Below are 13,041 nucleotides of genomic sequence, written 5' to 3' on the forward strand. Positions count from 1 at the left end.
AATGCTCTGTTTTTCTATTGATTAATCGTTTGATGCGACTGCTTTTGAGTAGTTGGCAACATCAGCTGTGATGGCTGTGACAAAGTCAGTCAAGCTAAACTCAGCTGTTTCTTTGCTACCGTAGCGACGAATATTGACAGTTTTGTCAGCTTGCTCTTTATCACCCACGATGATTTGGTAAGGGATTTTGTTTGTTTGAGACTGGCGAATCTTATATTGCATTTTTTCATTACGCTCATCTACATTGACACGGATGCCGACGTTTTTCAAAGCATCAGCAACTTCCCACGCATAGTCAACGTGTGCTTCGTTTGACACAGGGATCACTGTGACTTGTGTTGGTGCGAGCCATGTTGGGAAAGCACCTTTATAAACTTCAGTCAGGTAAGCAACGAAACGTTCCATTGTTGAGACGATACCACGGTGAACCATGACTGGACGATGGCCTTCACCATCAGCACCGACATATTCAAGCTCAAAACGTTCTGGAAGCAAGAAGTCAAGTTGAATAGTAGACAAAGTTTCTTCGTTACCAAGTGCTGTTTTAACTTGCACGTCGAGTTTTGGTCCGTAAAAGGCTGCTTCGCCTTCTGCTTCAAAGTAATCCAACTCAAGCTCATCCATGGCAGCTTTCAACATGGTTTGGGCATTTTCCCACATCTCATCATTATCGAAATATTTCTCAGTATCTGCTGGGTCACGATAAGACAGGCGGAAGCGATAGTCTGTCACATTGAAATCTTCGTAAACGTCAGTCATGAGTTGCAATGTCCGTTTGAATTCATCCTTGATTTGGTCAGGACGAACGAAAACGTGACCATCATTAAGGGTCATTTCACGCACACGTTGCAAACCAGAAAGCGCGCCAGATTTTTCATAGCGGTGCATCATGCCAAGCTCGGCAATTCTAATTGGCAATTCACGGTAAGAATGGACGTCGTTTTTATAGACTTCGATATGATGCGGACAGTTCATAGGACGCAAGACGAGTTGTTCACCGTCACCCATGTCCATTGGTGGGAACATATCTTCGTGATAGTGATCCCAGTGACCAGATGTTTTATAGAAGTCAACACTGGCCATAATCGGTGTATAAACGTGTTGGTAGCCACGCGCGATTTCTTTGTCGACGATATAACGTTCAATAGTCCGACGAATTGTCGCACCATTTGGTAACCAGAAAGGCAGACCAGATCCAACTTCAGGGTTAACCATAAATAGATCTAGCTCCTTACCGAGCTTGCGATGGTCACGTTCCTTAGCCTCCTCACGCATTTTTAGGTAGGCTTTAAGGTCTTTTTTATCAAACCAAGCTGTGCCATAGACACGTTGCATCATGGCGTTGTCGCTGTTCCCTCGCCAATATGCGCCTGCAACATTTAAGAGGTGGAAGATTTGGATACGACCAGTTGATGGGATGTGTGGGCCACGACAAAGGTCAGTATATTCACCTTGGCTGTAGATGGTTAGGCCACCTTCATCTTCATTATGTTCTTCAATCAGCTCAAGTTTATAAGGATCAGCTGCAAAAATTTCTTGCGCTTCAGCTTTAGTCACTTCACGACGGATAGATGGCAGGTTTTCTTTGACGATTTTCATCATTTCAGCTTCGATACGCGGGAGGTCTTCATTAGAGATTTGACCTGCTGCGTTGTCTGTATCATAGTAGAAACCGTCTTGAATAGATGGGCCAACGCCTAATTTGATGTCAGGGAAAAGGCGACGTGCTGCTTGGGCAAATAAGTGAGCTGCTGAATGACGAAGCAAAGGCAAGGCATCTTCGTGGTCAGGTGTCACGATTTCAATCGTCCCATCTTCAGTGATCGCACGGTTTGTATCAATCAATTTACCATTAAATTTACCGGCCAATGCTTTTTTAGCTAGTGATTTACTGATCGACTCAGCAATTTCAAAAGTTGTCACGCCACTATCAAAAGATTTGACCGCGCCGTCTGGGAATGTGATTTGTATCATTTACTAATCTCCTTAATTAAGATGTTGAGGCGACTGCTTTGGTGCGTAGAATTTTCCCCCGCGACGAGTAATCGCAGGAGTGAATTAGGAAAGAGACTTAAAGACACGACAGTATCTGCGTACTTTTTATCTATTTCCCTAACACCAAGAAGCCGAAACTCAGTTGATTAAAAATATAAAAACGCCCTGCGTTCAATTATGAACACAGGACGTTAACACGTGGTACCACCTGACTTTATTTCCACCTCAAAAAGATGAAAAACTCTCAAGCCGTAACGTGGCAACACGTGATTTTTTTCAAAATCAGGTTCAGGGTACCTCTAAAAACTGCTTTTGCTCCTGCGGTTACTCGTCGCATGAAGTGCTTTGTGGCTTTTGAGCTAATCTTTTTAGCGCTAGGCATTGCGACAAGGCTTGTGGCTGCGATTACTCGCCACAAAAAGTGCATTTGCTACTGCATGGTGCGAAGCAATAACGATGCGATAGGAAAATTTAGCCAAAAGAGGCAAATCTGAATTTTTAGAGGTGCCCTGAATGATAAAGTAGTATTAATATCTTGATTTCACAGTGCTCTCACCACCCACTGCTCGCTAGTTGAGACCCTTCACTTAACTAAGTAGAGGAGTATCTCTCAAATCAGTATGATATTAACATGTCTTTATTGCTTTATTATAAAACTTTATTTAATCTTTGTCAAAAGCAAATACTCATTCAACTTGATTTCATTGTAGAAGGCTTAATGACCAGATAAGCCTTGATAGATTTTATCTAAATTCCATTTCATCATATCATAATAGGTATCACCCATTTGACCCTTTTTAGCCAGTGAATCAGTAAATATTTTAGATTGAATTGGCAAGCCCGTCTCTTTTGATACTTGTTCCATTGACTTAGGTGAAACAGAAGTTTCTACAAAAAGTCCTTTGACTTCTGACGCTTTAATTTTGGATAGTACCTCAGCCATTTGCTCTGGGGTACCTTGAGATTCTGTATTGATTTCCCAGATGTAGGCGGGTATCACGTGATAGGCTTTTGAAAAATATTTGAAGGCCCCTTCTGATGTAACCAGTAATCGCTGCTTTTCTGGAATATCCAGAAATTTTTCTTTGGCTGCAGCATCCAACTTTTTAAGTTTGGCAAGGTAAGTATCTGAGCGTTCCTGATAATAATTGGCATGTTTCGGGTCTTTAGCCTTTAAAACAGCTGTAATCGTCTCAACATACCTGATCCCATTGCCTAAATCCAACCAGGCATGGGGATCTTGTTCGGATTGATTCGTCGTTAGATATAGTGGTGTAACAGCGTCACTCGCCTCAAAAACTTGCTCCCTATCTTTTTTGTGGGCAGTTTTAATCAGTTTACTGAACCATCCACTCCCACCAGTTTCAAGATTCAAGCCATTATGGAAAATGACATCAGCCTGGGTCGTTTCAGAAATATCAGTGGGCTTGGGTTCGTATTCATGCGGGTCAACACCACGCGCAACGATGCTGTGAAGCGCAACCTTATCACCTGCAACTTGACGCACCATATCTTCTAAAATTGAGTTAGTCGTCACGACACGTAATTGATTACTTGATTGCTGATCAGCCGATTTATGATGATTGACAAAATAAAGGACACCGCCAAGTAATAAGGCCAAGGGGATAACTGTCAGGATAAGTTTTTTTATCAAATGAAAGTCCTATTCTAATCTATGCTTGTTTCAGTTTAAAGACCAAGCCTTGTTTGGGTGAGAAGATGAAAGATACACCGAAAATGAAGGCTGACACAAGGACAATAGCTGGACCTGATGACCAATTCAGTGTATAACTCAAAAACAGACCAATCAATGAAGCAAGTGCACCAAAAATTGCTGAATCAACAAGCATCCAATGTAATTTATTGGTCCACAGAAAAGCTGTCGCCGCCGGTGTGATCAGCATAGCAACCACTAAGATGATGCCAACGGTTTGTAGCGACGAAACTGTCACTAAGGTTAGCATCAGCATCAAAGCATAATGCACCATTTGAGTTCTCAACCCATAAGTTCGCGCAAAAGTTTCATCAAATGACGTGATCAATAATTCTTTATAGAAGATAACGATAAACAAAATCACAGCGATCAATACACAAGTCGTGGTAATTAAATCTCTATCACTGACTGCTAAAACATTCCCAAAAAGAATATGGTGTAAATTACTAGAACTCTCTGCCAATGAGATTAAAACAAAACCTAGCGCGTAAAATGCACTGAAGACAATCCCAATCGCTGTATCATTTTTGAGCTTGCTGTGACTCGCAACATAACCAATCAACATGGCCGCTAAAATCCCAAAAATGGAAGCTCCTAAAAGCAGGTTGATCCCTAACATATACGCAACTGCTACACCTGGTAACACGGCGTGAGAAATGGCATCCCCCATTAAAGATAAGCCTCTCAAAATGATGAAACTGCCGATCACACCACTCATAACACCAACCAAGATTGAGGTAATCAAGGCTGCTTGTAAAAAATTATACTGCCCCAATGCTGATAAAAATTGACTGATACTAGCCATGGTCTTCACTATCTCCTGTCATGTCTTGCTCAAATAAGAGTTTCCCAAAATCCAAACTAAAGGCTTTTTGAATATTAGCCATTTGATAGGTTTCAGTAACTGGACCTTGCGCGACAATACCACGCTGAATGATCACCAAGTCATCAAAATATTGCGTGACTTTATTCAAATCATGATTAACCACAATAATTGTTTTTCCAACATCAGACCATTTTTTTAGGATTCCCATAATTTTTTGCTCACTGGACATATCAATCCCGACAAAAGGTTCATCTAGGATGATAACTGTTGCATCTTGAACAATAGCTCTCGCAACAAAAACACGCTGCAACTGACCTCCTGATAAACTGCCAATTTGACGCTCTTTAAAATCAACCAAATCAACTTGTGCTAACGCTTCAAGAGCAGCTTGCTTTTCGAGCGGACCTGGACTTTTAAAAAGCCCTAACTTAGGATATGTGCCCGTCAATACAAGATCTAAAACATTAATCGGAAAGGTCAAATCGACCGCTGAACGTTGTTCGACATAGGCAATTTGATCTCTAACTTTTGCTAGAGATTCACCCTGAATATAAGTTTGACCACTTTGACATTTAATTAATCCAAGTGCCCCTTTGATTAAGGTTGATTTACCAGCACCATTCGGTCCGATAATCCCTGTAATTTTTCCCTTTTGAACTGTTAATGACACTTGATCCAAAATCAGCTCCCCTTGGTATGCTACTGTTAAATTTTTGATCTCAAACATTTTTTACCTTCTAAACCAGATTTATTTAATGAAACATATCTACGATCAACTTGATATTCAAAATCGTCAAAGCGATGGCTGCAATCCAACCCAATGCTGCGATGACTTTATTATTTCTAAAGCGTTTGCCCATGATTTTTTCATTAGAGGTAAAATATACTAGAGGAATCATTGAAACAGGTAAGGCAATGGATAAGAAGACTTGTGACTGGATCATCAAGGTGTCCAAACCACCTTCACGACCGTGGTAATAAATCGCTGCAATCAAAACCGGAATGACTGACAGACCACGGGTAATCAAGCGACGGGCCCAAGTTGGCATTTTTAAATTAATAAAGCCTTCCATGACGATTTGACCAGAGAGTGTTCCTGTAATTGTTGAATTTTGTCCAGATGCTAAAAGCGCAACCGCAAATAAAGTAGAGAGTACAGGACTTGCTACGGCACCTGCTAATTTGTTATCTTGTAAGGCGTTGTAAAGCGAGGTAAAAGTACCCAGACCTTCACCACGACCGAAGAACATGGCAGCACCCAAGACAAGCAAGAGCGTATTAATGATAAAGGCAACCGTTAATTGGATATTCGAATCCCAGGTAGAGAAACGAACGGCACGCGCCACATCGTCTTCATCTTGACGGTTATAGTTTCGGGCTTGAGCAATCGATGAATGCAAATACAGATTATGTGGCATAACGGTTGCCCCCACAATCCCCAGTGCCATCGTCAGCTGACTACGATCAAAAATTTCCTTTTGTGGTATAAAGCCTTTAAGCATGTCCGCAATGACGGGGTCAGAAATGGCGACTTCATAGACGAAGACAATCATGATGACGGAAATTAGGGTAATGACGATGGCTTCGATTTTTCGGAAGCCGAGCTTCATCAAGAAGAGTAAAAGCAGGACATCAAAAACAGTCAGGATAACGCCCCAGATGATAGGTAGACCAAATAATAAATTCAGGGCAATAGCGCCACCAATGACTTCAGCGATATCTGTTGCCATGATCGCAAGCTCCGTGATGATCCAAAGGACGAAACCAAGTTTTCTGCCAGTATGTTTGCGTGTGGCTTGTGCCAGATCCAAACCAGTAACAATACCAAGTTTAGAGGCCATGTATTGCAAAAGCATGGCGATCAAACTTGAAACGAGGACGACGGACAAGAGAAGATAGCCGTACTGAGCACCCCCACCGATTGAGGTAATCCAGTTACCTGGATCCATATAGCCTACTGCAACTAAGGCACCCGGTCCTGAAAAGGCTAAAATATTTTTCCAAAAGCTGTTGTTTTTAGGGATTTCAACTGTCCCATTAATCTCTGCCAAACTTGGACCATTGGCATACTTGACAAATTTCTTGTGTTCTTTCATGATTGCTCCTATTTAAGATATTCAGGCAAGGCCTCACCTGAACTCGGTTTATTCCTAGTTGATAGTTATAATATTAATGACTGTAGTAGGTCAACTGCCAGTCTTTTTTCTGAAAATGCGGAATGACGAATCTAGCATCGTCATCTGTTCTAGCGATGACTGACCCATCAGTCAAAACACTCGTAAGGGTAATGAATTTGGGAGGTGTCTGATTTAGGCAGATCAAAAAATCTTTGGCTTCTTGTGTAAGCGATGCTACTTCATAACGATAGCCGACTTTAGCTTGGTTGAGGTCATGGGTGATCGTCTCACCTTCCCAAAATCTCTCTGCAGGAATTTCTGAACCATGCGGATCAGTTTTTGGAAACTGCATGAGACTATACAAGCGTTCCACCAATCTTTTAGATGAGGAATGTTCCAAGTTCTCAGCTTCTTCGTGGACTTCATCAATCTGATAACCGGCTTGTTCAACTAAAAACGTCTCCCAAACACGATGGGACTTAATAATAAATCTAGCTTCACGGTAACCCTCAGGTTTTAAGAGTACCCCGTAATATTTTTTATGCTCGACTAACTTTTTCTTAGCCAGGCGTTTTATCATCTCTGTTGCACTAGGTGCCGAAACTTTGAGATAGTTGGCAACATCTGTGATACCAACCATCTTATCCTTTTTTTCTTCTAGCTGATAAATGGCTTTCAGATAATCTTGTTCTGTTTTTGAAAATTCGTCCATATCGTACTTTCTAATTGTTTATAGTCAATAGTTTAGCACTACCTAAATTATTTGTCAAGCATTTTCAGTTTGATCTATCAGAACTTTCCTAGGTGAATACCGTGTTTGGTCTATTAGTTGATTGATTCCCTAACTTCAATTAATTAATAACTGATCTATTCTGAACGAATAATTTAACATGTGCTAATCTTTTTTACAACCTTATTTTTTAGGCAATGCTAAAAAAAGCCTGACTTGTCGTCAGACTTTAATGTAAGCTTAACAAAATCGCTTTACTCAAACCAGCTATCAACAATTTTAGGATTGGCTTTGAGCCATTTATCAGCTGCTTCAGTAGGTTTCATACCAGATTGAATATCTAGCATAACACTCGCCATGTCAGCTGTTCCCCATTTAAATTTTTCCAAAACTTTGTAAGCTTCTGGGTGATCAGATTTCAAGTCCTTACGTGCGATTGTTTTGATGGTTTCTTTGCCACCCATGGCACCTTTAGGATCTTCTAGATAATGCAATTTATACTTACTAAACATCCAGTGCGGTGACCAGCCTGTTATGACTATCTCTTCTTTATTTTTATAGGCTTTCTCGAGTGCTGATACCATGGCCCCACTTGACGAAGCTTGGAGGCTCCAATCCGAAAGGTTTGGATAGGCCTTGATTGTGTTTTCAGTCGCGACCATCATGCCTGCACCTGGTTCAATGCCAGTGATGATTTGCTTGGCCTGATCTGTCAAATCTGAGATAGACTTAGCTGACATATAATCTGGCACGACAAGTCCTGTTTTGACGCCGGTCAGATTTGTCCCAACGACTGTTAGATCATTTTGATATTTTTTAAGCAATGGACCATGTGTTATCGGCAACCAAGCGGATAAAGAAGCATCAATTTGACCATTGGCTACTGATTGCCAGAGCACTGAATTATCAAGTGGTGTTAAACTAACGTCATAACCATGCGCCTTGAGCGCTTGTCCAATGACATTTGTACTGGCAACTTCTGAGTCCCACTCGACATAACCTAGACTAATTTTTTCATGACTTTGATTCGTTGTCGCAAAAGAATTGACGACGCCTCCACCGATCATTATCAAAAGCGTTGCGATGACAGCCCAACGACGTTTTTGATTTTGCGGTAATTTTTGACCAGGTTTGGTGTTTAATTTTTGAGCAAAACGGTCGATGATGATGGCAAGAATTACTAAGGCTAGACCATTTACAAAGCCTGCGCCGATATCTGCGTGCTGTACAGCTGTTAGAACACCGCGACCGAGACCCGGTGCACCGATCATACTTGCGGTCACAACCATTGATAGTGCAAGCATAATCGTTTGATTGGCACCTGCTAGAATGGTATTTTTGGCATTGGGTAATTCAAGTTTCAGTAATTTTTGCCAAGAGGTTGACCCAAATGAATCCGCCGCTTCAACCAGATCAACTGGCACTTGGCGAATCCCTAGATTGGTCATCCGAACGACTGGTGGCAAGGCAAAGATGATCGAGGCAAAGACACCTGGTACCACACCAATCCCGAAGAAGGCAACAGCAGGAATCAAGTAAACAAAACCTGGCATGGTTTGCATAAAGTCTAAAATCGGTTGTACAATAGCTTGTGTTCGATCAGATTTGGCCATGGCAATCCCAAGTGGCACGCCAATGATTAAGGATATCAAGGCTGACATGATGACCAAGGTCATGGTATTCATCAAATCTTGCCAGAGTCCTTGGTTAGCAATTAACAATAGGCCCGCCAGCGTAAAGATTGGAAAGCCCCATCTTCTAGGTGATGTGATGACAGCGATCATAAAGATACCTGCAATCATCAAGAACATGGGAATGGCCAAAAGACCATCCGTCATGGCTGTCATGATCGTATTACCTGCGCTTTGAATGACATTAAAAAGACCTGATAAGTGTTGGGTTAACCAGTCCACACCATCTGACACCCATTTTTCAACAGGGAGTTGACCAATAAGTAAAGTGTTCATCTTATGCTTCCTCCTTTTTGACTGGCTCTGTCACGAGTGTCTCCGCTTCATGAGACTTGAGCGTTTCACACGTTGTTGTGTCAGAATCTGTATCCGCTAAAGCTTCAAGGACGAGTCCTCTAATGACAACACCACGCAAACGGCCATCTTCGACAACGGCAACTGGCGTTGTGGCATCGTAGATAATCGGTAGAATATCTGAGATTAAAGTATCTGGCGAGATGATTGGCATGTCAACAATGACATCTAATAATGGCAATTGTGCCTTACGTGCCCGAACTGCTGCATCCGCTGATAGATAACCTCGGAAACTTCGATGTCTACCCACCGCAACAAGTCCTGAGACTTCCTCTTCTTGCATTCTGCGAAGGGCAACCGTTGGCCCGTCCACTGCAACATTGGTCGTCAAAGCTGGGATCATGATATTTTCTGCGACTAGGACCTTAGAGCGGTCAACGCCTTCTGTAAAGGTTTTGACGTAGTCATTTTCAGGGTTGGTTAGGATTTCTTCGCCCGTGCCGACCTGCATGAGTTTGCCGTCTTTCATGATGGCGATGCGATCGCCGATTCTCAGAGCTTCATCGAGGTCATGTGTAATGAAGATAATCGTTTTTTGGACGTTGGCTTGCAGGTCTAAAAGTTCATCTTGCATTTCTCGACGAACCAGTGGATCTAGCGCTGAGAAGGCTTCATCCATAAGTAAGATATCTGGATCATTGGTCAAAGCTCGCGCCAAGCCAACACGCTGTTGCATACCGCCTGATAACTGATCTGGATACTGGTCTTTAAAGGCCAATAATTTGGCATTTTCAAGCGCGTGTTCAGCACGTTTCTGACGTTCTTCTTTTGGAACACCTTGAATTTCAAGGCCAAACTCCGTGTTTTCGAGAATTGTCCGATGTGGCAATAAGGCAAAGTTTTGGAAGACCATAGACATCTTGCGACGACGGATTTCTAGCAATTCTTTTTTATTGAGTTTGGTGATGTCTTGTCCGTCAATGATCAGTTGTCCTGCTGTTGGCTCAGACAAGCGATTCAGGAGTCGGATCAAGGTCGATTTACCTGACCCTGAGAGCCCCATGATGACGAAGATTTCACCTTCATTGATGGCTAGATTAATATCATAGACACCGACAGTGCTACCTGTCTTTTTAAGAATTTCGTCCTTACTGACGTTTTGTTTGACTAACTCGAGTGCCGCTTTCCGACGCTTTCCGAATATTTTAGTCAATTGTTTAATTTCAACTTTCGGCATAAATTCCCCCTTTTTATTCCGCTTTTGTGATAAAATTAGCTTACAAGTGACAACCTTTATTGAAAAACAAGTTGCCACCTAAGTGACAATTCTAATGATACACACAAATTGTCACTTTGTCAAACATTGCCACTTATTTTTTGTAGATTTTAATAATAGAAAGACCCTCATATGAAAACAGTTCGCGAACCTCGCTACCGTCAAATTGCCTATGCCATTGCTGAAAAGATCGCTGATGGTACCTACCCGATTGGAGCCAAACTCCACGCTAGATCTACTCTTTCGGCACAGTTTGGTGTGTCATCCGAGACAGCGCGTAAAGCCATCAGCATTTTAAATGACTTGGATATCGTCCAACCTGTTCATGGCTCTGGTGTCACAATTTTATCTCAGGAGAAAGCCAAAAATTTCTTGAATCAAGCTGAAGAAACTTCAACGATCCAGACCTTACATGCGCAAATCGATAATATCATGACCGTTCAAAAAACGGCTATTGACAATTTATCAGAGTCACTTGCTACCTTATTTGAACAGACAGCTCGTGTACAGAAAAAAAGCCCCTTGGCACCACACGAACTCTTACTTTCCGAAGATTGTGACGCGATTGGGCAGTCTATCGGTCAGCTTAATTTTTGGCAAACGACAGGTGCAACCATTGTTGCAATATTGAATCATGATGAACTGGTCTTATCTCCTGGTCCCTATGCGATTTTGGAGAAAGGTGATACTGTCTACTTCGTCGGAAATGAAGCTACTTTTCAAAATGTCAAATCATTCTTTTATCCAGCCGGATAATCAAGAATGTAATAAAAAAATAGGCTATGAACGATTTCCCATGTTAATTGGAATTTTCATAGCCTATTTCTGTGTGTAAACTTTACTAAAAACTGTATGGTGCCAGATTCATCGTTAAAAACATTACGAAATTAGTTGAAAAACTTCTGATTCTTTAGCAAATCGGCATTCTTTTAGCTAAACAATGCGAAATTGGTTGGAAATCCTTTGATTATTGACCAAATCGACATTCTTTCTGAGAAACAATCCGAAATTGGTTAAAAATATCTTGTTTCTGCGAAAAGATAAAATCAATAAACAATCCAATATACAAAAAAAGCTAATCACATTGACTCCGTATGATTAACTTTTTGTCTGTTAACTTGAACTTTAACTTAATTTTATTCAGCTTAGGCACCAAATACTTTGAAATGATCTTCGTCAGCCATAAATTCTTTAGGACCGACTTCTTGTTCTGGTGAACCAACAACGAGTTGACCACGGAGATTCCATGAAGCTGGGAGATCATAAGTTTTAGCAACAGTTGCGTTGATGACTGGATTGTAATGTTGCAAGTTTGCACCTAGACCAAGTTCACTCAAAGCTACCCATGCATTAACTGAAGCAATACCTGTTGATTGTTCAGACCAAACTGGGAAATTTTCAGCATAAAGTGGGAATTGTTCTTGCAAACCTTTCACCACATCAGTATCTTCAAAGAAGAGCGCTGTCAATCCAGCAGCCGCAAAGCTGTCCAATTTAGCTTTAGTGCCTTCCCAAGCTGACTCAGGAACACCTTGACGATCCATTTCAGCTTTAAGGTCAGTGGCAATGATTTCTTGCCAAAGTTTTTTGTGTTCAGCACCCGCCAAAATCAAAACACGTGATGTTTGGCTGTTAAATGCTGAAGGTGATAACTTAACTGCTTCTGTAATGGTTGCTGTTGCTTTTTCAACATCTACTGCATCGCCTAATGCATAGATAGAACGACGATTTGCTAATGATTCCAAGAATGACATAATTTTTCTCCTAATTTGAACTTCAAGCTAACTTCCTAGGAAAATAAATGATTTGTAGAACCTACGCAAGCGTAGAAACTTTAAATCCCTAATTTTCTACGAAAGTTTACAACTACGTCGCACCGCTTTTAGTATCATCCGTTAAATAAATTTAATATTTTAGGAGACGTCTTCTATGTGGGTTCGATTTTCATTTACTATCTCGAACACTTTAATACCTTCGCCTCACGTTTACAAATGTAATTTTAACACAATAATTTACAATTGTAAACTATTTAGATCGCAAAAAAATTTTACTTTTCAAATCCTCCAAATTATAGAAAAAAGAGTTAGTTTCCTAACTCTTAAATTGACAATGCTTATGAGGATTCGTACCCGATGTTTTCGCATAGGGCAGTCGATTTTCAAAGGTCTCAACTGGATGCCACTCTTCTAAAAGCGCAAGACCATGATATTGTTGTAAGTCTTCTGCACATTCTATACACCAACGTTTCTCAGACTTTACCCAGAAAGCAGATAAAAAATCTTCCTGACTTTTAAACTCTGGGTAATCCTGTGCTAGGCGTTGCCACTCTTGCTTATAGACCTTCAATGCCTCGTAAAAATTTTCAAATTCATATTTAGCGATAATATCATCTCGCCAA

Annotated in this window: 11 protein-coding genes; 1 reads left to right on the plus strand and 10 read right to left on the minus strand. The window is 41.1% G+C overall.

Translation table 11 applies throughout. The annotated features are described in order from the left end of the window. Positions 1-21 precede the first annotated feature (21 nt). From thrS to LRA01S_RS09485, 8 genes are all read right to left on the minus strand, one after another. Positions 22-1,974, minus strand: a complete 1,953-nt coding sequence (gene thrS, locus LRA01S_RS09445; RefSeq protein WP_061775373.1) for a threonine--tRNA ligase — start codon at positions 1,972-1,974, stop codon at positions 22-24. Positions 1,975-2,710: 736 nt separating this feature from the next. Beyond that, a complete protein-coding gene (locus LRA01S_RS09455) occupies positions 2,711-3,646 on the minus strand; it encodes a metal ABC transporter solute-binding protein, Zn/Mn family (protein ID WP_061775384.1) in 936 nt (311 codons plus the stop codon). A 22-nt stretch (positions 3,647-3,668) separates the two neighbouring features. Beyond that, the gene (locus LRA01S_RS09460; RefSeq protein WP_061775375.1) at positions 3,669-4,514 is read right to left on the minus strand and encodes a metal ABC transporter permease; all 846 of its coding nucleotides are present in this window, start codon (positions 4,512-4,514) and stop codon (positions 3,669-3,671) included. Then, positions 4,507-5,262 carry a metal ABC transporter ATP-binding protein gene (locus tag LRA01S_RS09465; RefSeq protein WP_061775376.1) on the minus strand — a complete coding sequence of 252 codons (756 nt, stop codon included), beginning with the start codon at positions 5,260-5,262 and terminating at the stop codon, positions 4,507-4,509. Before LRA01S_RS09465 ends, LRA01S_RS09460 begins: the two co-directional genes overlap by 8 nt. Before the next feature lie 25 nt (positions 5,263-5,287). After that, entirely contained in the window at positions 5,288-6,631 is a 1,344-nt protein-coding gene (locus LRA01S_RS09470) for an Nramp family divalent metal transporter (RefSeq protein ID WP_061775377.1), read from the minus strand. Positions 6,632-6,704: 73 nt separating this feature from the next. After that, positions 6,705-7,364, minus strand: a complete 660-nt coding sequence (locus tag LRA01S_RS09475; RefSeq protein ID WP_061775378.1) for a metal-dependent transcriptional regulator — start codon at positions 7,362-7,364, stop codon at positions 6,705-6,707. A 272-nt stretch (positions 7,365-7,636) separates the two neighbouring features. After that, on the minus strand, positions 7,637-9,349 hold the full coding sequence (locus LRA01S_RS09480; protein WP_061775379.1) for an ABC transporter permease/substrate binding protein: 1,713 nt from the start codon (positions 9,347-9,349) through the stop codon (positions 7,637-7,639). A 1-nt stretch (position 9,350) separates the two neighbouring features. Beyond that, positions 9,351-10,604 (minus strand): quaternary amine ABC transporter ATP-binding protein, encoded by a 1,254-nt coding sequence (locus LRA01S_RS09485; protein WP_061775380.1) that lies wholly within the window; start codon positions 10,602-10,604, stop codon positions 9,351-9,353. A 171-nt stretch (positions 10,605-10,775) separates the two neighbouring features. On the opposite strand from LRA01S_RS09485, the gene LRA01S_RS09490 reads away from it, so the two are divergent. Next, positions 10,776-11,399: a GntR family transcriptional regulator gene (locus LRA01S_RS09490; RefSeq protein ID WP_061775381.1), complete on the plus strand. Its 624-nt coding sequence runs from the start codon at positions 10,776-10,778 to the stop codon at positions 11,397-11,399. Positions 11,400-11,788: 389 nt separating this feature from the next. Here the strand turns inward: LRA01S_RS09490 and LRA01S_RS09495 are convergent, their stop codons facing one another. Together LRA01S_RS09495 and LRA01S_RS09500 are read right to left on the minus strand one after the other, a co-directional pair. Beyond that, complete coding sequence (locus LRA01S_RS09495) at positions 11,789-12,397, minus strand: nitroreductase family protein (RefSeq protein WP_061775382.1); 609 nt, start codon at positions 12,395-12,397, stop codon at positions 11,789-11,791. A 337-nt stretch (positions 12,398-12,734) separates the two neighbouring features. Continuing rightward, positions 12,735-13,041, minus strand: a 307-nt coding sequence (locus LRA01S_RS09500; RefSeq protein ID WP_061775383.1) for a DUF1033 family protein, incomplete at its 5' end; no start/stop codon positions are given.

Source organism: Pseudolactococcus raffinolactis NBRC 100932, from assembly GCF_001591765.1.
GTDB lineage: Bacteria > Bacillota > Bacilli > Lactobacillales > Streptococcaceae > Pseudolactococcus > Pseudolactococcus raffinolactis.